General features: G+C 49.6%; 20 protein-coding genes. 6 read left to right on the forward strand and 14 right to left on the reverse strand.

The window, feature by feature from the left end; translation table 11 throughout:
* Positions 1–174: 174 nt before the first annotated feature.
* Together VHA_RS16175 and VHA_RS16180 are read right to left on the reverse strand one after the other, a co-directional pair.
* Positions 175–1,155, reverse strand: coding sequence for a lytic murein transglycosylase (locus VHA_RS16175; RefSeq protein WP_005506254.1), 981 nt, complete (start codon positions 1,153–1,155; stop codon positions 175–177).
* Between the two features lie 9 nt (positions 1,156–1,164).
* Positions 1,165–1,440, reverse strand: a complete 276-nt coding sequence (locus tag VHA_RS16180) for a YcgL domain-containing protein (RefSeq protein ID WP_005506262.1) — start codon at positions 1,438–1,440, stop codon at positions 1,165–1,167.
* Between the two features lie 295 nt (positions 1,441–1,735).
* On the opposite strand from VHA_RS16180, the gene minC reads away from it, so the two are divergent.
* Genes minC through minE form a run of 3 tightly spaced genes read left to right on the forward strand, consistent with a single transcriptional unit; the run spans position 1,736 to position 3,497 of the window.
* Complete coding sequence (gene minC / locus VHA_RS16185) at positions 1,736–2,401, forward strand: septum site-determining protein MinC (protein ID WP_005506263.1); 666 nt, start codon at positions 1,736–1,738, stop codon at positions 2,399–2,401.
* Positions 2,402–2,420: 19 nt separating this feature from the next.
* A complete protein-coding gene (gene minD / locus VHA_RS16190) occupies positions 2,421–3,233 on the forward strand; it encodes a septum site-determining protein MinD (RefSeq protein ID WP_005506265.1) in 813 nt (270 codons plus the stop codon).
* A gap of 3 nt (positions 3,234–3,236) precedes the next feature.
* Positions 3,237–3,497, forward strand: coding sequence for a cell division topological specificity factor MinE (gene minE, locus VHA_RS16195; protein ID WP_005506267.1), 261 nt, complete (start codon positions 3,237–3,239; stop codon positions 3,495–3,497).
* Positions 3,498–3,560: 63 nt separating this feature from the next.
* On the opposite strand, the gene rnd is transcribed toward minE, so the two are convergent.
* From rnd to yoaA, 6 genes are all read right to left on the reverse strand, one after another.
* Positions 3,561–4,685, reverse strand: coding sequence for a ribonuclease D (gene rnd / locus VHA_RS16200; protein WP_040529306.1), 1,125 nt, complete (start codon positions 4,683–4,685; stop codon positions 3,561–3,563).
* A gap of 142 nt (positions 4,686–4,827) precedes the next feature.
* On the reverse strand, positions 4,828–6,513 hold the full coding sequence (gene fadD, locus VHA_RS16205) for a long-chain-fatty-acid--CoA ligase FadD (RefSeq protein ID WP_005506272.1): 1,686 nt from the start codon (positions 6,511–6,513) through the stop codon (positions 4,828–4,830).
* 99 nt (positions 6,514–6,612) lie between these two features.
* Complete coding sequence (locus tag VHA_RS16210) at positions 6,613–7,494, reverse strand: alpha/beta fold hydrolase (protein WP_040529134.1); 882 nt, start codon at positions 7,492–7,494, stop codon at positions 6,613–6,615.
* Positions 7,495–7,568: 74 nt separating this feature from the next.
* On the reverse strand, positions 7,569–7,859 hold the full coding sequence (locus VHA_RS16215) for a hypothetical protein (protein WP_005506286.1): 291 nt from the start codon (positions 7,857–7,859) through the stop codon (positions 7,569–7,571).
* 42 nt (positions 7,860–7,901) lie between these two features.
* Positions 7,902–8,597 carry a tRNA (adenosine(37)-N6)-threonylcarbamoyltransferase complex dimerization subunit type 1 TsaB gene (tsaB, locus tag VHA_RS16220; protein ID WP_005506293.1) on the reverse strand — a complete coding sequence of 232 codons (696 nt, stop codon included), beginning with the start codon at positions 8,595–8,597 and terminating at the stop codon, positions 7,902–7,904.
* Positions 8,598–10,553, reverse strand: a complete 1,956-nt coding sequence (gene yoaA / locus VHA_RS16225; protein ID WP_005506295.1) for a DNA repair helicase YoaA — start codon at positions 10,551–10,553, stop codon at positions 8,598–8,600. It abuts the gene before it with no gap.
* 150 nt (positions 10,554–10,703) lie between these two features.
* Here yoaA and purU point away from each other — a divergent pair, with 150 nt between their 5' ends.
* Positions 10,704–11,540 carry a formyltetrahydrofolate deformylase gene (gene purU / locus VHA_RS16230; RefSeq protein ID WP_040529307.1) on the forward strand — a complete coding sequence of 279 codons (837 nt, stop codon included), beginning with the start codon at positions 10,704–10,706 and terminating at the stop codon, positions 11,538–11,540.
* 30 nt (positions 11,541–11,570) lie between these two features.
* Here the strand turns inward: purU and VHA_RS16235 are convergent, their stop codons facing one another.
* The gene (locus VHA_RS16235) at positions 11,571–12,149 is read right to left on the reverse strand and encodes a VOC family protein (RefSeq protein WP_005506298.1); all 579 of its coding nucleotides are present in this window, start codon (positions 12,147–12,149) and stop codon (positions 11,571–11,573) included.
* Between the two features lie 306 nt (positions 12,150–12,455).
* Between VHA_RS16235 and argS the strand changes: the two genes are divergently transcribed.
* Complete coding sequence (gene argS, locus VHA_RS16240; RefSeq protein WP_005506299.1) at positions 12,456–14,186, forward strand: arginine--tRNA ligase; 1,731 nt, start codon at positions 12,456–12,458, stop codon at positions 14,184–14,186.
* Positions 14,187–14,278: 92 nt separating this feature from the next.
* Here the strand turns inward: argS and VHA_RS16245 are convergent, their stop codons facing one another.
* Positions 14,279–14,878 (reverse strand): DUF924 family protein, encoded by a 600-nt coding sequence (locus VHA_RS16245; protein WP_005506300.1) that lies wholly within the window; start codon positions 14,876–14,878, stop codon positions 14,279–14,281.
* A 278-nt stretch (positions 14,879–15,156) separates the two neighbouring features.
* Here VHA_RS16245 and VHA_RS16250 point away from each other — a divergent pair, with 278 nt between their 5' ends.
* Positions 15,157–15,588 (forward strand): HIT domain-containing protein, encoded by a 432-nt coding sequence (locus VHA_RS16250; protein WP_005506302.1) that lies wholly within the window; start codon positions 15,157–15,159, stop codon positions 15,586–15,588.
* 41 nt (positions 15,589–15,629) lie between these two features.
* On the opposite strand, the gene VHA_RS16255 is transcribed toward VHA_RS16250, so the two are convergent.
* The 4 genes from VHA_RS16255 to VHA_RS16270 form a co-directional block, all read right to left on the reverse strand.
* Positions 15,630–15,854 carry a FeoC-like transcriptional regulator gene (locus VHA_RS16255; RefSeq protein ID WP_005506304.1) on the reverse strand — a complete coding sequence of 75 codons (225 nt, stop codon included), beginning with the start codon at positions 15,852–15,854 and terminating at the stop codon, positions 15,630–15,632.
* Positions 15,851–18,130 carry a Fe(2+) transporter permease subunit FeoB gene (feoB, locus tag VHA_RS16260; RefSeq protein WP_005506306.1) on the reverse strand — a complete coding sequence of 760 codons (2,280 nt, stop codon included), beginning with the start codon at positions 18,128–18,130 and terminating at the stop codon, positions 15,851–15,853. The genes VHA_RS16255 and feoB overlap by 4 nt, the downstream gene beginning before the upstream one ends.
* Positions 18,120–18,353, reverse strand: coding sequence for a FeoA family protein (locus tag VHA_RS16265; RefSeq protein ID WP_005506308.1), 234 nt, complete (start codon positions 18,351–18,353; stop codon positions 18,120–18,122). Before VHA_RS16265 ends, feoB begins: the two co-directional genes overlap by 11 nt.
* 503 nt (positions 18,354–18,856) lie before the next feature.
* On the reverse strand, positions 18,857–21,592 hold the full coding sequence (locus VHA_RS16270; protein WP_040529308.1) for a helix-turn-helix domain-containing protein: 2,736 nt from the start codon (positions 21,590–21,592) through the stop codon (positions 18,857–18,859).
* Between the last annotated feature and the right edge of the window lie 28 nt (positions 21,593–21,620).

A 21,620-nucleotide genomic window follows, 5' to 3' on the forward strand; every position in this document is an offset into this window, starting at 1 on the left:
TGAACAAATGACAGTGGCCTAAATTGTCATCTCAGAAAAAAGGAGCTAAACGCTCCTTTTTTGTATCAAGATATCCAGCAATTGACTGTCACTCAGCGTCATTACATCCCCCGAACGTCTTTCATTCCTTTTTCGGTCAAATAACGCACTCCTCTGGACAATACAACCTTCATCTCAGCCGAATTTAATACGATCAGCTAAATGACTGACGGCCAGTGCAAAATAGTGTGAACGATTCCACTTCATCAGGCTTTGGTAATTACTGTAAACTAAATAGCTTCGGCCATATTCATCATCAGGTTGGATTAACCACGCCTTTATTTCCACATCTGGCAATGAAGCATTATTCATACGACGTACGCCAAGAGCCTGCCATTCAGATAACGTTTTCGCCTTATCCTGACTCAACCCTGACAGCCCCTTGGGCAAGTTCCCAGGAACAATTACCTGACGCCCCCAAGTATACTTTTCATCCCAACCTGCATTTTTTAAATAGTTGGCAGACGAGGCGAATACATCGGGCTGAGAAGCCCAGATATCCTTTTTACCGTCATTATTACCATCGGCAGCGAAAGCATTAAATGAGCTGGGCATAAACTGACATTGTCCCATCGCCCCCGCCCAGGAACCTTTCATCTTATCTATATCAATATGACCTTGTTGTAAAATGGTTAATGCCTCAAATACCTCGTTACGGAAAAAGGCTTCCCGACGACCGTCGTAGGCCATCGTTGATAACGCTTCAATTACATTATAATTTCCCGTGAATTTACCGAAGTTACTCTCTACTCCCCATAGGGCGACCAAAAAGCGGGGTTGGACACCATATATATCACCGATACGTTTCAGGTCATTATAATGCTGGTCATACAGTTTTCGTGCTTGTGCAACTTTCCAGTCTGGAACTGCCTGGGGAATATATTCATCCAGCGTTAAACGTTTCTCTGGTTGATTCCGGTCTGCTTTGACCGCTCGCTCGCGATACATCAGATTGCTGAAAGCCTGCTCGATGAGTGTGGTATCAAAACCCTTTTCTGCACTCTCTTTTTTTAAACCATCAACGTAATGTTCAAAACTTTGCTTTTCTTCTGCCATCCCAGGTGCTGATATAGACAACGCAGCCCCAATAAGGATCCCGATTAATCCCTTACGCATAGCGCTCCTTTATAATTTAGTATTTTTCTGTCTAATATGTTGCAGTGCCGCGTCTGGTGCTGGCGGAAGCTGCAGGTAATAACCTTTATTCTTGAGGTTATTGCGGACATGATTGATATCTGCAATAGCCAGTTTTTCGCGCTTTTCTAAGTTGACCATCATAACGAACTGCGGGTTCCCAAAAGTGTGTAACAATTGTTCAGGCACATCGCTAAAATCATCTTTACGGTTAACATAAAGATAGGTCGAATCCTTTTTACTGCTTTTATAAATTGCGCAATACACCTTGTACCTCTCATTCTTCATGCCAGTTTGAGGCATGCACCATTTGTTCTGTTCCCGATTAAGAGAAACGGCTTAAAAAATCAAAATGAAATCGGCGATTAAAGCACCACATTGGGTCTTCATGCTTGCCGCAAAGATGCCATGAATATACCATGCAGATCACTGTCTAATACACCCAAGAAAACCAAAGAATGTGCACCATTAAAAAATGGGGGCAAAGGGGAAATTGGGTGATGAAACTTCGCGCTCGTGTTGTCAATATCAACACTACCGTGCCAGCTGGATAACTCGTTCAATGACAAAAAATGCTGAACTCAAAGGCAGTTCATTTACGCTTTCTGTGCTTCATCTGATGGATGATGATATAGACAGCGCCATGCAAGTGTTGTCTGATAAAGTCAATCAGGCTCCTGCGTTTTTCGATGGCGCACCTGTCGTTGTTGATATTGCCCGCCTTCACAATCAACCTGACTTTGTACAGCTTAAAGCAACCATCGAGAAAACCGGTATGTTGGTTGTCGGTGTTACTGGTTGTAAACAAAATCAGGTGCGTGACGCAGCCAAGCAAGCGGGGCTGGCGGTGATGAATCCTGCCAAGCAAGCTGCACGCATTAATGATCCGATCCAAACACCGACTAAAGTGATCACCTCACCGGTTCGCTCTGGACAACAAATATATGCAAAGAATGCGGATTTGGTGGTGCTTAACCATGTCAGTGCCGGTGCCGAAATCATTGCCGACGGCAGTATCCATATTTACGGTGTGCTGAGAGGCCGGGCGATTGCGGGCGCCAGTGGTCAGAAAGAAGCCCATATTTTTTGCCAGAACCTGCAATCTGAGTTGCTCTCAGTCGCAGGCACTTACTGGCTCAGTGAGACTATTCCCGAGCAGTACACTGCACGTCCGGTAAAGGTGTCACTGCAAAACGACTCATTAAATATTGAACACCTCACACTCTAACTTTCCAAAGGACTGAGGAATGACTCGAATTATCGTAATTACTTCCGGTAAAGGTGGCGTGGGTAAAACCACGTCGAGCGCTGCCATTGCCACCGGCCTTGCGTTGGCAGGAAAGAAAACCGCGGTTATCGACTTTGATATCGGCCTGCGTAACCTAGACCTCATTATGGGCTGTGAACGCCGCGTGGTTTATGACTTCGTTAACGTGATCAACGGCGAAGCCAACCTACATCAGGCGTTGATCAAAGACAAACGTGTCGACAACCTTTACGTACTGCCAGCGTCACAAACCCGTGACAAAGATGCGCTGACCAAAGAAGGCGTGGCACGTGTGCTGGATGACCTGAAAGCGATGGACTTTGAGTTCATCATCTGTGACTCCCCGGCAGGTATTGAAGCTGGCGCCTTAATGGCACTGTACTTCGCTGACGAAGCCATTGTTACCACCAATCCAGAAGTCTCCTCTGTTCGCGACTCTGACCGGATTCTGGGCATCCTGGATTCCAAATCCCGCCGGGCTGAAAATGGCGAAGAGCCGGTCAAAACACACCTTCTACTGACCCGTTATAACCCGGGACGTGTTGCCCGTGGCGAAATGCTGAGTGTGGCAGATGTAGAAGAAATATTGCGCATACCACTGCTGAGTGTGATACCGGAAAGCCCATCCGTCCTGCATGCATCCAACAAAGGCGAGCCCGTGATCCTGGATAAGGAGTCAGACGCAGGCCTGGCGTACAGCGATGCCATCACCCGCTTGCTTGGCAATGAGTGTCCTTTCCGCTTCCTGGAAGAAGAAAAGAAAGGGTTTCTGAAACGATTGTTTGGGGGGTAACCCATGGCACTGTTGGAGTTTTTCCGTCCCAAAAAGAAGGCGAGTGCGTCGGTTGCCAAGGAGCGCCTGCAGATCATTGTCGCTGAACGCCGCAATGCAGGAAGTACGGAGCCAACGTACTTACCTCAATTGAAGCAAGATATTCTCGATGTGATCCGTAAATACGTTGATATCTCACCCGAGCAAGTCTCTGTGGCACTGGAGCAACGGGACGACGATTTGTCCGTTCTGGAACTGAATGTGACACTGCCTGACGATAAATAAAGCGTAAAAACCGGCGGAAAAGCCGGTTTTCTTTTCTGGTTTGTTGGAGGTTGTTAGCCTGAGTTATTGTCCATCTAACACAGCTAACACCTTGTCCGCCAAGTAAGTTTTTCGCCATCCTGTCAACATATCAGGCATTTTCTCTGGGTTACGATCATTCATCCATGCCCATTTCAATACCTGATGAATTTGTTTTTTCGAACCGACAAACTCAGGCACCACACCCAGTTTTTCCGCGACGGCATTGGTTTGCTCTTTGATGTTTTTCACCATCTGCTTGTAGCCTGGCATATCCACCAAACGCACGATTTCTTCTGGGTAAAGGGAAGCGGGTGTTTTATCCGCTTCCTGTGCCATCCGGATCAAACGGCTACCATGGCGCTCAATTTCAAAGCGATCAAAGCCCTCTTCCGCCATTTTGTCGAGTGAACGGATGTTAAACCGTGCCATCTTCCAAAGGTGGAGTTCCCTGACCACAAAATTCAGTGCTAAATCCCGGCGCTGGGCTTCCCTTAGGCGCCAGCTTGCCAGCTTTTGGAGCACCGCCAGTTGCTTGGGGCGAAGCTGCCACGCATTTTTAATATCAAGGTAGGCTTTTTCCGGTTCCGGGGTTTTGCCACGCTTGCTGGCCATCAGGGCGCACTCTTGCTTCACGGCTTCATCCCAGCCTGCAGCAGATACCCGCTTGGAGAGCTCGTTATACAGTGGGAGCAGGTAATAGACATCTGCCGCGGCATACTCGAGCTGTTTCTCGCTCAGGGGACGGGCACACCAATCCGTTCTCGCTTCACCTTTATCCAACGTAACGACAAGGTATTCTTCCACCAGGGAGGCAAAACCCGTCGACAGGCCATGCCCCAAAAAAGCCGCCATAATCTGGGTATCTACCATCGGCGTTGGCATCGCACCTGCGTAATGGTAAAAAACTTCCAGGTCTTCACTACAGGCATGTAGCACTTTCACTACCGATTCATCCGTCAGCAACCCCCATAGCGGTGAAAGATCGTCAAGTTCAATTGGGTCAATCAAAGACAGTGTTTCACCATCATACAATTGGATAAGACCCAGTCGTGGATACAAAGTCCGGGTACGCACAAATTCGGTATCCAGCATCACAGCCGGTACCTGACGGGCCTGTTGGCAAACACGTTCAAGTTGGGACGGTTCAGTTATAATTTCGAAATTCACGCAATCTTCCATCTGGGTTGTTTCTGCCGCAGTAAAATTACCGGTTACAGAAAGCAAACATGCTGGCCCAGGCCAGCATGTTTTCAAAGGCATAGGTTATTTACCTATTGTACGCACTTAACCACGTCAGCGCATGCGCCGATTACGCTTCTGCGTCTTTCACTTCCTGTTCTTCGCGCAGTGCACGACGCAGGATCTTGCCCACATTAGTCTTCGGCAGCTCCTCGCGGAACTCGACCACTTTCGGCACTTTGTAACCAGTCAGGTGTTCGCGGCAATGCGCCAAGAGCTCTTCTTTGGTCAGGCTAGGATCACGTTTTACAACGCACACCTTCACGATTTCACCAGATGTTTCATGTGGTAGGCCAATCGCAGCCACTTCCAGCACTTTGCCATGCAGGGCTACCACATCTTCAATTTCGTTTGGATAAACGTTGAACCCCGACACCAGGATCATGTCTTTCTTACGGTCAACAATGTGCAGGAAGCCCTCTTCATCGAATTTCACGATATCACCGGTGGACAGCCAACCATCTTCAGTGATCACTTCTTTGGTGGCTTCTGGGCGTTGCCAGTAGCCCTGCATGACCTGTGGCCCTCTCACTTGCAGCTCACCCACTTGGTCATTTGGCAGCACGTTACCCTCATCATCCACAATACGTACCTCCGTAGAAGGCACTGGCAGGCCAATCGAGCCATTGTATGCTTTCAGATCATAGGGATACGCCGCAACCAGTGGTGAGCATTCAGTCAGACCATACCCTTCAAGAAGGTGTTTGCCCGTTAGTTTCATCCAGCTTTCGGCAACCGAGCGCTGCACTGCCATACCTCCGCCAACAGTCAGGTTGAGGTTGCTAAAATCCAGCTCATGGAAATCTTCATTGTTCAACAGCGCGTTGAACAGGGTATTTACCCCTGTAATTGCCGTAAACGGATGCTGTTTCAGCTCCTTCACAAATGCGGGAATATCACGCGGATTGGTGATCAAAAGGTTTTGCCCCCCCATTTCGATAAACAGCAGGCCATTCACCGTCAGTGCAAACACGTGATAGAGAGGAAGGGCGGTCACCACCAGCTCTCGGCCTTCTTTCAATACCGGCCCATACATAGCTTTGGCTTGATTCACGTTTGCCAGCATGTTGTTATGGGTCAGTACCGCCCCTTTTGCGACGCCGGTCGTACCACCGGTGTATTGCAAAAAGGCAATATCATCCCCGGTCATAAACGGCTTCACATATTGCATACGGCGGCCTTTTCTCAGCGCCATGCGCATGGAGGTTGCGTGTGGCAAACTGTACTTCGGCACCATCTTTTTGATGTATTTCACCACGAAGTTAACGATGGTGCCTTTTGCGCGTGGTAGCTGGTCACCCAGACTGGTCAGGATGACGTGGCGCACACTGGTTTTATCAACGATTTTTTCCAGCGTATGTGCGAAGTTGGAGACAATAACGATCGCGGTTGTACCAGAATCATTCAGTTGGTGTTCCAGCTCACGCGGGGTGTATAGCGGGTTCACGTTCACCACCACACAGCCGGCACGCAGAATACCGAACAGGGCAATCGGATATTGCAACAGGTTTGGCATCATCACCGCGACACGGTCGCCTTTCTTAAGGCCAAGATCATTTTGCAGGTAAGCGGCAAACGCACGACTGCGCTCTTCCAGCTTACGGAAAGTCATCACCTGCCCCATGTTGATGAAGGCTGTCTGATCCGCATATTTCTGCACAGACTTTTCGAACATCTCTACCAATGATGGGTACGTGTCCGAAGAGATTTCCGCTGGTACATCTGATGGGTAGCGGTTAAGCCAAACCTTATCCACTTGATCTCTCCTATTTTTTCCCGCAGACCAAGCGGTCCGCGCCAGACGCAATAAAATTCAAACGAGTGTTTTAACTCGCAATTAGACCAGAAATAACATTCAATTAACATCACTATGCGCTGTGATGAGATGTAGCTTGGTCACAAAATCAATGATTAATGACGCCGTTTCTGCCTGACTCTGAAGGTGACAATGGTGGGTTCCCGCCACCTTTTCTACAGTCAGGTCCTGAAACCACGCCATACGTTTTTCTGCCAGTGGGCTGCGAAGCGCCGGATAACCATCCTCACCGAGAATCGCCAGCACCGGGCATTTGATCCCGCGGATCAGATGCTCGGCATGGTGCGTAGACATCCGGTAAATAGCGTCAGTTTTCAGCTTAGCATCATGTCGCCAACGCCACACCGCCCCTACTTGCTCAATACCCCGGGTCACCATGGGGGTCAGATCTTGAATGCTGACTTTATTGATTCCCCGGCGAAGCTTGAGTGCCGCCTCCAGTGATGGTAGTTCACGGGATGTTTTCATGGCCGAGCGACTGTCAATACTGTTACGCAAACGCTCAACCACGTTGTCGTCACGCTCAGACATTGGCCCTAAGGCTTCAATCATCACCAAACCCCTTGCCCTTTCCGGAAACGCCGCGCACCAGGATGACGCCACCAGCCCTCCCAGTGAATGTCCGACAAGGTAAATGGGCCAGTCTCCCAATTGAAGGATCAATTGGTGCAGGTCATCGACATAATCAAAGAAAGGGTAGAAGCTGCCCGCACCCTTGTGATCAGAATACCCGTGCCCCGGCCAGTCCGGCATCACCAAGTCAAAATGCTCGTAGAGCAAGGGAGCCAACGGCTCAAAGCTGCCACTGTTATCTTGCCAGCCATGCAGCATCAGCAAGATGGGCTTATTCCGCTCAGTGAGATATACCTGGGCAGCAAGATTGCCAAACCTTACTGCATATTTTTTTTCTTCTAATGCCATAGTGGGACAATGTCCGATTGAGAGCGCGCGAAGCCTACCACAGAGAGGGGAAGGCAAGTGGTACGAGGAGCTGGCTAAACGAAGACATCTACGCCGAACATGGCGATAAGTTCATCCCGTTTGTCCTGATTTTTCACATCCATATAGGACGCTAATGCATGTCTGCTGCGTCCGTCCGGCAGGTCATAGTGAATGTGCTCGAAGGCATCCTGAGCCCTTTCCGGATTACGAATCCCAAGGGATACGGCTTTTGCCACCTGTGAAGGCTCAGAGACATCATTTGTCGCCTGCTTTTTCTGTGGCTGTTTGCGCCCCGCCTTTCCAGCACGCAAAGCCTGCTGTGGTACTCCCTGAATTGAAACCATGGCTGATCCTGAATAGATTCACATCACCTGCCGAAACAGTGTTTATTCGCGACCGGGCAGTTTCTTCCAGGCCACGGTATCACGAAGATAGACAGGGCTCGCATGTTCCGCATCCACTGCTTCACCGCGCACAAACGCGTGATGTGCAAGAATTAACATGTCCTGTGATTCAGGATAAAGCACACCGCTGTCACTCACTGACAAGTGTAGCTGGCCTTGCAAATCCGGGTAAGCTTGCCATCCCGTTCCTGCTACCGACCACGCGGCCTCTGTCAGTGCCGGGGTAAACATTTCAGGAGCCATTACCGCTTCCGATACGACAGTCTCCCAGTCGCCATTAGCAAGGCGTTGGTAGCCACCGACATAAATTTCGTTCATTCGGGCATCAATCGCGGACAGCACATGTGTTGCCTGTTGGATACGGTACGCCTGCTGGGCCATCGCAGCCAGGGTTGAAACGCCAATCATCGGCAAACCCGCACCAAACGCCAAACCTTGTGCAATACCAATCCCGATACGTACACCGGTAAAGCTGCCGGGTCCACGGCCAAACGCCAGTGCATCGAGCTGATTCAGGGTTAACCCGGCTTCCGCCAACACACTGTCGACCATTGGCAGGATTTTCGTGGTATGTTCACGCGGCGCCATTTCACAGCGCGCAATCACGTCACTCCCGACTTTCAGGGCAACGGAGCAGTTTTCAGTGGCCGTATCAACGGCAAGGATCTTAGACGTCATCTATACCTCTGACGCAGCAGACGTTGCTGCAGATTCATTGTTCTTATCTATTTCGGCAAGGAACTCACCGACTTTTGCCAGATCCCGCGTGCGTGGGATTGGCGGTAAACTGCGCAGGAAGGTTTGGCCGTAGGAGCGGCTGACCAGACGATTATCACAGATAATCAGCGCACCATGATCGCTTCGGTCCCGGATAAGTCGTCCAACCCCCTGCTTCAGGGTGATCACAGCATCCGGAATTTGTACCTGGGAAAAAGGATCGCCCCCCTGCATGCGGCAATCTTCGATGCGGGCTTTCAAGAGTGGGTCATCCGGCGCAGTAAACGGCAATTTGTCGATAATAACACAGCTCAGCGCCTGTCCTCTAACGTCTATCCCTTCCCAGAAGGCACCGGTAGCAATGAGTAGCGCATTCCCCAGTTCCAGAAATTCTGCCAACAGTTTCTGCTTGGAGGTCTCTCCCTGAACAAGCACAGGCAAGTCGAGAGATTCACGGAACCGCTCAGATAAATCACGCACCATCTGGTGTGAGGTACAAAGAAAGAAACACCGGCCTTTGTTTTGCTCAATCACTGGCATCAACATATGTACCAGCTTATCGGCAAGCCCATAGCTGTTGGGTTCGGGCAAAAAACGTGGCACGCAGAGAATCGCCTGTTTTTCATAATCAAAGGGACTGGGCAGGGTAAATTGTTCAGCTGGCTCCAGACCGAGGCGATGGCTGAAATGGCTGAAATCATCGTTCACCGCCAGTGTTGCCGAGGTAAAAATCCATGCCCCATCCTGTAGCTGGATTTGCTCACGGAACTTTTCCGCTACAGACAGTGGCGTGATATTCAGGCTGAAATGGTGACGACTGCACTCGTACCAATAGGAATAGCCCGGGATCGAGGTATCTTTCAGGCGCTCAAGTTTTGCTTTCAGCAATGTCGCCCGGTCAAACGCCGCATCCAACAACTGACTTCTTCCAAGGGACAGCTTCATCACATCATGCGCAAGCTCCAGTGCATCGCTCAGACGCACCAACTCCCTTGCCACAGACGGTGAGGCACAGATTTCGCGCCAGTTGCCACGAAAGCCCGGTTCACCAAGCACAATGCGCAGATCTGACGCTGACTGCGACAGGCGATCGGCCACTTTTTCCAGCTGCTTGGTGTCACGGAGCTCAGTGCGGTAGGCAATATTGATGTCTTTCGCCAGTTCCTGAAGCTGGCGGCTCGACAGGCTCTGGCCGAAATACTGGCTGGCAATATCCGGGATTTGGTGCGCCTCATCGAAGATGAATACATCAGCTTCCGGAATAAGCTCACCAAAACCGGTTTCCTTAATAGCAAGGTCAGCGAGGAAAAGGTGATGGTTCACCACCACCAGATCGGCATCCATTGCCCGTTTTCGCGCTTTCACCACAAAGCACTCGTCATAACTTGGGCATTCTTTGCCAAGACAGTTGTCATTGGTCGAGGTGATAGTAGGAATGATTGGGCTGTCTTCCGCCAGATCGTCGCATTCACCGAGATCGCCGGTTTTGGTTTCCGATGACCAACCACGCACTTTCACCAGTTGGCTGAGAAGTGTGGGATCCGCGTGACCATCATGGCTTTCAATCATCTGGCGGCTGAGTCGCTCAGGGCAAAGATAATTGGCTCGCCCTTTCAACAGGGCAACACGGCCGGTGAAACCCAGGGTATCGATCATCAAGGGGAGATCACGGTGAAACAGTTGTTCCTGAAGGTTTTTCGAGCCGGTACTGATAATGGTTTTCTTGCCACTTAACAGCGCAGGCACCAGATAGGCATAGGTTTTCCCCGTTCCCGTTCCGGCTTCCACGACCAATTGGGTGCGGTTTTTAATCGCACGATCCACGGAAAGTGCCATGTCTGTCTGTGGCTGACGAGGTTGGAAGCCTTTTATCGCACGGGCCAAGGCGCCTGTCGTCGAGAAAACCTTAGAAATCATTGGTCATTTATACAGTATTTGAAAGGATTGCATTATGCCAACAATCCATCCACATCGCCACACAGGTGGTAACGCTTTGACCTTCAGGCCAATTCAGAGTAAAACGTGATGAAGCACAGAATGACAATTCATCACGAGAAACACGTTTCTATGGAAAGAAAAATCCTGCTGACGGACTGCCCCGATGCACAAGGCCTCATCGCCAAAATCACCAACATCTGTTACAAGCACCAACTTAATATCATCCACAACAACGAGTACGTCGACCACAGCACGGGTCAGTTTTTTATGCGTACCGAGTTGGAAGGTATTTTCAATGATGAAACCTTCCTGCTGGATATCGATCAGGCCCTACCCAAGGGCAGCCATCGCAGGCTGGTCAATGCCAAGCGACGCAAACGCGTTGTGATCATGGTGACCAAAGAATCCCACTGTCTGGGCGATATCCTGATGAAAGCCTATGACGGCTCCTTGGACGTGGATATAGCTGCTGTCATTGGCAACCACGACAAACTGGCCACACTGACAGAGAAGTTTGATATTCCGTTCCATTTTGTCAGTCATGAAGGGTTGGAGCGCGAAGCACATGAAGCCCAGATAGTTGATGTCATCGATGGTTACCAGCCGGATTACATCGTACTGGCAAAATTTATGCGCGTGCTGACACCGGGATTTGTCGCGAAATTCCCCCGCAAGATCATCAACATCCATCACAGCTTCCTGCCTGCCTTTATCGGTGCCCGCCCCTATCACCAGGCGTGGGAGCGCGGCGTGAAGCTTATCGGGGCCACGGCGCATTTTGTCACCAATGATCTGGATGAAGGCCCAATCATCGATCAGAATACCAAGCACGTCGACCACACTTTCAGCGCGGAAGATATGGTTAAGGCAGGCAGAGACGTTGAGAAAACCGTGCTCAGCAATGCACTGAGTCAGGTACTGGAAGACAGGGTTTTCGTTTACGGCAATAAAACAGTGATTTTGTAACCCAGAACCGGTAGATAACAAAAAGGAGCCTCAGGCTCCTTTTTCACTTTCAATCACCTGTTCAAGACTGACTGGGTGGAGTTTCACACACACACCATTGGCTTTAAATGCCACCGTGGGGTTAGCAATGCGTTCCCCTTCCCCCGCTGGAGCGCTCAGTTTTACTTTTACTCCCAGCGTAGCCAGCTCGTCCCACTTCGCTTTAAGCGCGGGGAACAGCAAAAACACATCATCGAGCAAGGCTTCTGGCGTGGTGGCGTGTGATGGTACCACCCACTCTGCATGCTCCCACCCTTCCTCAGGATAGGCTTTGTCACCCGGGTAAGGCAGTTCAACACAATCGGTTTGCCATTCACCAAAGACCAATGGCTGACTGGCCTTGATCACCACAATCGGTCTGCCATTGATAGTATTTACCGATAGTTCTTTCCCCTGCGAGCACCATGACTGATGCAGTGATTCAGCCAGCGCCCTGTCATTCACCCTGAGGGCAATATGATCGGCAGGGTATGCCCCCAAATCCAGTTCAAGGGTTGTCAACAATTCCTTCACGCGAAGGGCAAAACCGGGCAGGGACGCATATAACGATTCAACAGTTAGCGCAGACATATCGGGTCTCGTTGTGGACAAAAGTGGACGCAATGTACCACAGCATAAATCATGCTGAAATGTCAGGGTTTCCCGTTACCCGCCGATCACGATGAATTCAGCTTATTTCATAGGATTCAGCTTTCAAACCACGTCACTTTGTGGGTATTATTACCGCTAACTTTTTGCACCTCTTTTGGTGCCTGAATCTCAGTACTAAAGCCGTCAACCATGCCCAGAGCAATATGCTTTGCACCCGGTATTGTTGACGGATTTTTACTTTAACCCGGCAGACGATTCGCCGGGTGTCGAAAATAAGGTAAGCAAGTGAATATTCAAGCCCTTCTTAATGAAAAAGTCGCTGTGGCCATGGTTGCTGCAGGTGCCCCGGAAGGCAGCCCGGCGGCTGTTCGTCAATCAGCGAAACCACAATTTGGTGACTATCAGGCTAATGGCATCATGGGTGTTGCTAAAAAGCTGGGTTGTAACCCACGTGAATTCGCACAGAAAGTGCTGGATGTTCTCGAATTGGACGGCATGGCGTCGAAAACCGAAATCGCAGGTCCAGGTTTTATCAATATTTTCCTGAGCAGTGAGTGGCTGGCTGAGCAGGCAGACGCGGCGCTGGCAAGTGACCGTTTGGGTGTTGCTGAAGCAGAAAAACAAAACATCGTGGTTGACTATTCCGCACCTAACGTAGCGAAAGAGATGCACGTTGGCCATCTGCGCTCAACCATCATCGGTGACGCTGTTGTGCGCACGCTGGAGTTTCTTGGTCACAATGTAATCCGAGCTAACCACCTTGGCGACTGGGGAACCCAGTTCGGTATGCTGATTGCCAACCTTGAGCGCCATGAAGCACAGGGTGGTGACATTTCGATGGATCTTTCCGACATCGAAGGGTTCTACCGCGAGTCCAAGAAGCTTTATGACGAAGACGAAGAGTTCGCGAAAACCGCACGTAACTACGTGGTTCGCCTGCAAAGTGGTGATGAATACTGCAAAGAAAAATGGCAGCAACTGGTTAAAATCACCCTTGAACAAAACCAGCGCAACTATGACCGCCTGAACGTTTCACTGACTGACAAGGATGTGATGGGCGAAAGCATGTACAACGACATGCTGGCCGGTATCGTTGAAGACCTGAAGGCGAAAGGCCTGGCGGTAGAAGACGACGGCGCGATGGTCGTTTTCCTGGATGAATACAAGAACAAAGACGGCGAGCCAATGGGTGTGATCATCCAGAAACGTGATGGTGGCTTCCTGTACACCACCACTGACATCGCCTGTGCGAAATACCGTTACGAGACGTTCAATGCTGACCGCGTGTTGTATTTCATCGACTCACGCCAGCACCAGCACCTGATGCAGGCATGGACCATTGTCCGCAAGGCCGGTTATGTACCAGAGACCATGAGCCTTGAACACCATGCATTTGGCATGATGCTGGGTAAAGATGGCAAACCGTTCAAAACCCGTGCAGGTGGCACTGTGCGCCTGGCAGACCTGCTGGATGAAGCAGAAGCGCGTGCTAACAAGCTAATCGAAGAGAAAAACCCTGAGCTGTCTGCAGAAGAAAAAGCCAATATTGCCACCACAGTTGCAATGGCGGCGGTGAAGTATGCCGATCTTTCCAAGCACCGCACCACGGACTATGTGTTCGACTGGGACAACATGTTAGCCTTTGAAGGCAACACTGCGCCTTACATGCAGTATGCCTACACACGTGTTGCTTCTATCTTCAACAAAGCAGGCATTGATGCAGACAATATCGAAGGCAAGATCATTGTTGCAGAAGACAAAGAGAAAGCACTGGTCTCTAAACTGCTGCAATTTGAAGAAGCAGTGGACGGCGTCGCCCGTGAAGGCCAGCCTCACATTATGTGTGGCTACCTGTTTGAACTGGCGGGCACATTCTCAAGCTTCTACGAAGCCTGCCCAATCCTGAATGCAGAAGGTGAAACCAAGCAAAGCCGACTCAAACTGGCTGCACTTACAGCGAAAACCATTAAACAGGGTCTGGAGCTGTTGGGTATTAAAACCCTTGAGCGCATGTAAGTACTGAATACAACAGGCTATAAACACGAAGCCCCACGCTACAACTGTGGGGCTTTTTCTTCCCGTAATCTGTTACTGGCACCAGGTGGCGTTTAAGGTACCATTCCTGCGCCCTTTCCTGACAGCCACTGCAACTCCTCCTCTGTCGATAAACGCCCAAGGAAGGCATTACGGGAAGGAAAACGTCCAAACCGTTTGATCACATCAAAGTTATTTCTCGCACGGCGGAAAATGTTCTCATAAAGACCTGCATCTTCCTGGCTGGCGAAGTTGCACAGTTGACTAAAGAGAAACAGCGCTTCTTCCTGATCTTCCATATGCTCAGAATGCTGCAGCGGCATATAGAAAAACACACGTTGGATGATGGGCAATTGCTGGTCCTGCCCTTCTGCCATGCCGCGCTTACACACCGCCAGAGCAAACTCATCGTATCGGAATGCGGCACTCAGGCCCCGGTAAATCCGTCGGCTGAACTGATCGAGTAAAATAATGACGGCTAACGTTCCCTGTGGCGACGTCAGCCACAGGGACAGCTTACCTTCCCCCGCCATACTGACATAGGGTAAGAACTGATCCCGGATTTGCCTGTCCAGATCCTTATCATTCCCAAACCACATTGATTTCAGCACATCACCGGTCTTTGGTTTCTCATCATCCCCAAACCAATACTCCAGCACCTCAGTGTAATCCATATGCGCCTCCATGTGACGCCCAAAAAAGCACTCTTTTTAGCCTAATCGCTTATTGGAAATACCGTGGTTCAATGACACAATTGGCACTGGTTTTGTGATTTTTCTATGACTATTACGCAAACTGCATAAGGCTGCCCCACAAAGAGTTTAATCTTTGTCATATCACGACACGGTGTAACACTGAGGGAAATGACACACACCGTATTTGCCTCTGCGGTTTACATTCGGAACGAATGGCAGTAGCTTTGGGAAGATTTCCGCATAAATAGAGAATAACAATGCCATTCGAACTTCATCCACGCCTTGATGCTGATACAACATGGCTCGGCGATTTACCGCTTTGTCGTGTATTGTTGAGCAAAGAGGATATCGGGCCTTGGCTGATATTGGTTCCCCGCATCAAATCCATTTCCGAAATCCATCACCTTTCAGACGCTGAACAACAGCAATTTATCCGCGAGTCTTCTGCCGTATCAGCAAGACTGGAGATGTATGCCTCACCAGATAAACTCAACATTGGAGCGTTAGGCAATATGGTGCCCCAACTCCATGTTCACCACATCGCCCGTTACCAGACAGATGCGGCTTGGCCCGGTCCTGTGTGGGGAAATACCAATGGTATTCAGCGCCATGAGCTTGCCCAGAATGATGCGGCAGAGAAGTGGCGCAAACATTTGAGTGATATTGAAGGATTTATCCCGGCAGCGTAAAGAAAGCGCGGAGTCATATCCGCGCTTTCTGTCTGTGTCTGTCAATACAGGACAGTAACACCGAGTTCCTGTCCCTCCACCCAGGTAAAGTGCTTTACCTGGCCTCCTTTTCTTTCAGACACTGAGACTTTGAGCCTGCCACGTTTGATCCATTCAGACAGCATGGCATCGACTCCGTCTTCAGACAGGGAGAACTGCTTTGCCAACGCCTCCAGCGTACAGTTGGGGTGAGCCTGAATATAATCTCTCAAGGCAAACAAAATCATACAGCAATCACCCTTAACGCATTGCTGATGAGGCTTTGCCGCTTCAACAGCGCAATGGCTGCCGCCATCAAGACAATACTGCCAGCCATCCAAGACACACTGGTTACCGGTGTCACTGCCAGCATCATTGCCTGATAACAAAGCGTCGCCACCACAACCGCAAGCAGCATCGTCCAGCTGGCAATAAACACGGCGAAAGGCTTTCCAAACTCACGCACATAAGCGCCCATTGCTGCCACGCAAGGGGTATAAAGCAAAACAAATACCAGATAGGCAAAGGCGCTGGCCGCGGTGAAGTTGGCGCTAAGGTTGGCAAAAATACTCAGATCCACTTCCTGCTCTTCAGCAACCGCTTCTTTGTTTGGCAGGTCGCCCACTTGAATACCCAGTGGATCAGCGAAATTCAGGCCAACCAGATTTTCCGGTATGGTCTGCACAGCTTCAATCAGGCTACCCAGCAAATCATACTCTGTCACCTCTTCACTGGCGGGCGATGCATAGAGATTATTCAGCGTTCCCACCACCGCTTCTTTGGCGAAAATACCGGTAATAATCCCCACGGTCGCTGGCCAGTTATCTTCTTCAATACCAATAGGCGAAAAAACCGGTGTCACAAGTTGTGCCGCTTTCGCCAATACAGAATTTTCTGAATCCTCATTACCAAAGGAACCATCGGTACCCAGTGAGTTAACAAAGCTCAACACAGTGACCACAACAACGATGGTTTTACCTGCGCCCAAAACAAAGCGCTTCAGCTTCTGCCAGGTTTTCATCCAGATATCCCGCACACGTGGCCATTCGTAGCGTGGCATTTCCATCAGCAATGCCTCACTGTCGCCCGGGTACAGAGTTCGGCGCATTACCACACCGGTGAAAACGGCAACGGCAATGCCAAGTAAGTAGAGTAAGAAGACAACGTTTTGTCCGTTCTCCGGGAAAAAGGCCGCCGCAAAGAGCGCATACACAGGAAGACGCGCACCACATGACATAAAAGGCGCCATCGCCGCCGCCAACCTGCGCTCACGTTCCCGATCCAGTGTCCGGGTGGCCATGATTGCAGGGACATTACAACCAAATCCCAGCACCAGAGGGACAAAGGCCTTGCCGGGCAAACCAATACGCTGCATGGCTTTATCCAGCACAAAGGCCGCGCGTGCCATGTACCCCGAGGCTTCCAGTAGCGACATAAACAGATAGAGGCAGGCGATGACAGGAATAAAGGTTGCGACCGTCTGAATACCTCCACCCAGTCCGTTAGCAATGAGAGTTACCAACCAGACTGGGAGGTGGTCATCCAGCAGGTAGTGACCGCCATCAACCAGCAACGCACCAACACCGATATCAAAGAAGTCGATAAATGCACCACCAATGTTGATGGAGAACATAAACATCAGGTACATCACAGCAAAAAAGATCGGCAAACCGATGTAGCGGTTAAGTACCACATCATCAATGGCATCTGTGATGCGTGCTTTCAGCGGCACAATCTGGGTTTTGGTCGCACGGCATATATCTGCGACATGGGAGTAACGCACATCCGCAATGACCAAATCGGTATCCATTGTGTGGAGCACAGCGACTTCACGCTCACAGACCGCCAAAGCGTTCGGTGATGCCTGCCTTGCCAATGCGCTGTCGCCACATAACAATCGTATTGCATTGGCACGGGCATATTCGCCACCGTCCTGCATCAAAGCATCAGCAATATTAACAATAGTGCTTTCCAACTCCGCCCCATAATCAAGCTTCACTGCCTCCATCTCATCCGCTTGTTCGATGGCAGACAGAAGTGACGCTTTCAGGTTTTCGACTGAACGCATATCTGTGGCTGTCACGCACAATACCGGGCATTTCAACAATGAGGAGAGCTTATCAATATCCAGCTCAAAGCCTTGCGCTTTCACCACATCCATTTTGTTCAATACGACCACCATCGGGCGGCCGAGCTCTCTCAGTTGTAAAGTGAGATAAAGGCTGCGCTCCAAGCTGCTGGCATCGAGAATATTGACAATCAAATCACAAGGAAAATTAAAAAGGGCTGAGATTGCAATGGATTCATCAAGACTGTTTTCTCCATCCACATTATCTAAAGTGTAAATGCCTGGGAGATCAGTCAGTGTTGTTGACACCCCCTCCAGTTGCAACTGTCCCTGCTTTTTATCCACGGTTACACCGGCCCAGTTACCAATTTCCTGTCGCGAGCCTGTCAAACGGTTAAACAGCGTGGTTTTTCCTGAGTTTGGATTTCCGACTATCAGTAACTGCTTACTTTTCATGACCAACCACCTCAATGTGCTGTGCCAACGACAAGCGAAGTGCTATATCACATCCCCGCACCCTGATCTGGATGGGATCCCCCATCGGTGCGTAGCGCACAACACTGACATCGGTATCAGGCAACAACCCCATCGTCATCAGTTTTTTTCTTGAAACAGTGGGTACCGCAGAAAGGGAAATCACCCGCCCAACCATGCCGGGTTTAAGTTCGGTCAGCTTCATAATTACAACCAAAATGAGAATCATAAACATTTACGCGTAAAAGTATTGCAAATTGTTTCCCAAGGAAAGTTGTTTTTGATCAACAAAAGAAGGTGATAAATGGGTTAAGCCAGATTTGTGTTGTTCTCCGCTCGTCAAATACGTCAATTATGACGTTAACTTTGTAAATATCATGTCTACGCTTCTTCGTTGAAGCACATCTATATCCCTATTTTACCTGTCAGACTCGCAGTAAACCCGTCGTTAAAACCGTTAAAAGCAGATTTCTCAACATAAAAAACCGCCTTAAAATTTCGAGGAGGTGCAAATAAATAACGGTTATTTCATCGATTTGAAACAATGGCGGGAAATTACTGGCTGACTAGCGGGAAAAAACAGTTTAATGAACACACATCAGAACCTGATTCTAGGTAGTGTGTGGTCTCCCACCACTACCGGCAGCAAGCGAAGGTGTCTTTGACGCCCGTGGTATGGCCATCAGGCTATACCACGCTCTTTTTTTCTTACCTTCCTTGACCGACTGTTTCACCTTCACAACACTCCTCCCTGAATTGTGACGGCGTCTTGCCATACTTGGCCTTAAACGACTTAGTAAAGTAAGACGGCTCATTGAAACCACAAGCGACAGCAACATCCGTGATTTTGTCCCCCTGACACAGCATACGTTTTGCATTCTCAAGCCGCGTTGTAATCAATGCTTCTTTGAACGTTATACCAAATTCCAGTTTAAACCTGCGCTGGAGACTCCGCTCCGAAACACACATCGCTTTCGCCAATACAGACGTTGAATAATCAGGGTCATGAAAATGGGCATTAATCTCATCCATTGCAGCAGTCCGCCAACGATGGTGTTCCATCGATTCCTCGCTGCACGGCTCTGGGACAAGTATCTCAGTGAATGCCTTATTCTCCAGTAACGGGAGCCCATGACAAAAACGCCGGGTTGACTCCTGACGCATGTCTATCTCTATCACCTTCCGGTGAACGGTTTCACGTAGCTGCTTGTTCTGAGCTTTAATCGACGTATTTTTACGTTGGTAATAAAGCGTCATCAACATAATGAGCGGAATAACGACAAGAAAGACGTAACCAACCTGTTGATACCAGGGAGAAACCACCACAAAAGAAAGTAGCCTTATCTCATCAAGTCCGTTTTTTTCGTACCCGACTTTTAACGTCAACGTGTACTCGCCCGCATCCAGCGCACTAAACACTAACTGCTGATCATTCGTCGAGTACCAGTTGGGGTCTGAATTGCCTTCTAACCGATAAACCAGTGGGGAAATGGCACCAAAAGGCATGCGGCTAACCTCGATGACGACGGTGCTTTTAGTTGTCAGCTGCAAAAGATTATCCTGAGAAGGACCAAGCCGCCAAGGGATACCATTGACATACACAGCGCCCGGGGAGAGGCTCACAGAAGGGACTTTGAATAATGCATCTAGCGCCGGGTTAGGGATGACGAATACGCCATAGTCTCCCGCGATCAGCATGTTATCCGTTGTCTTCTGACAGACATGTTGTGTCGATTGGATAACTCGAGACGTTCCCTGAACAAAGCGGTTTGACCCGGTCAAAAGACTGTATTCATAAATGCCCTTGGTCGCAATAAAATATGCCATATCACCGTTTACAGATAAACACTTCACAGTATCATCTGGGGTGTTGGCGAAGACTTCATAAAGCATGAGAGCGCGGTTTCTGTCATATGTGTAAACCCCCTGATCGGTCAGCAGCCAAAGTTTGCCTGATGGCTCTAATTGCAAAGACTTAATGGTGCCAATCTCTTCCCGTGCCAATGCACGCTGAAACCGGCCATCGAAGTAAATATAAAGCCCATTGGTCGTACCCAGCCACGTCCCTTCCTCCGCAACCTCGGCTATCGACGTCAACCGGTTAGCCTCTGAGCCACTCCAATCACGCCCAAAATCCACGACTGTGCGGCTACGGGGCCAGAAACGTATCACCCGTTCCCCGGAGACCAGCCAGAGTGAGTGTCTATCTTTGAAGATCCTGTCTACTACCAGGCTATTTAAGGACCCAGGGACAGTACCAGGTCGCTCTTTCAAGGTGTCAGGGTTCATGCCTTTCAGTCCTGAACCGGATGCTAACCAGAGTGTATCGTCAAACAGTATCATGTCATTGATAACCATCTCTGATCTCACCACCCGTTTGGGTAACATGTCTGCATCTAAAGAAACCAGCTTATAATGCGTGGTCAAAAGATAGCCTTCTTCCCTTTCTTCAAGCCCGGTTAATTGATCTTGAGCAGGCTTAGAAGAAAGTAAAAACATCGGAAAACGGCGAATGTCTCTCGCTATCGACGACCGGAAGTGCAGCCTCGTCTCTGAAGACACCCAAAGCGTATCGCCTTGCCCTGGTACAATATCGGTCACCATACGCCCAGAGAAGCTGAAAGCATCATCATTGTCACCGGTTATCTCCTTGAAGGTGAAACTATCCCTTTTTCCCCCCCCTAAGTAGAGCCCCGACTCACCTCCCGCCCAAACGCCTTCATCGCTTGCAATGACATGGTTAATCTGCTTTCCATCCAGAAAGCGTTCTACAAGCATTCCCTGACGATACAGAGAGAGTCCTTTTTCATGTCCCAGATAAACAGTCACACCATCAGATGCCAGACTCAAAGCCTGCTCTCCCGATAACGATAAAAACAACTCACCGGATGCCACCACATAGAGCGCGCTGTCAGCGGTGCCCAGTAAGGTATTATCAAAAGGTAACAAACGCTGGTAACGGTTCTCTCCCCTATATATGGGATTGGTTGTCCCTGATTGGATCAGATAGAGATCTGTGGATGTGGCAACCCACAACCCCTCTGAAGTAGAGACAATGTCTGACACCTGGCCTGTTATCGTTTGCGGCGTTAGGCTATTGCTATCGATGTCGTAGCGGAGAAGCTGGCCTTTAGAAATAAGCCAGAGTGCGCCCTCAAACACGGCAATGTGTGACACATCAGCACCGATTGGTGTAAACGCTGAAAGTCTATGGTAGTGCAGTCCATCGTAGAAACTGACATCCCCACGGCTGTCCAGTATCCATACTCCACGTCCATCGGCATATTCAATGTCTGTGATCTTTGCGGGAGCATCGGGAGATGTATAGGGAAACGCATGGAATACTGGCGATGCCGAAGCCAGGTTTCCCCAAGTAAAGGCTGTCAATATCGCGATAAAGCAGTATTTATTGAGCGCAAGCAGGTAGCGGAAAAGTCGTGACATTGTTTTTTTTGGTGTTTTTTTAATGTCA

It is taken from the genome of Grimontia hollisae CIP 101886, from assembly GCF_000176515.1.
Classification (GTDB): Bacteria; Pseudomonadota; Gammaproteobacteria; order Enterobacterales; family Vibrionaceae; genus Enterovibrio; species Enterovibrio hollisae.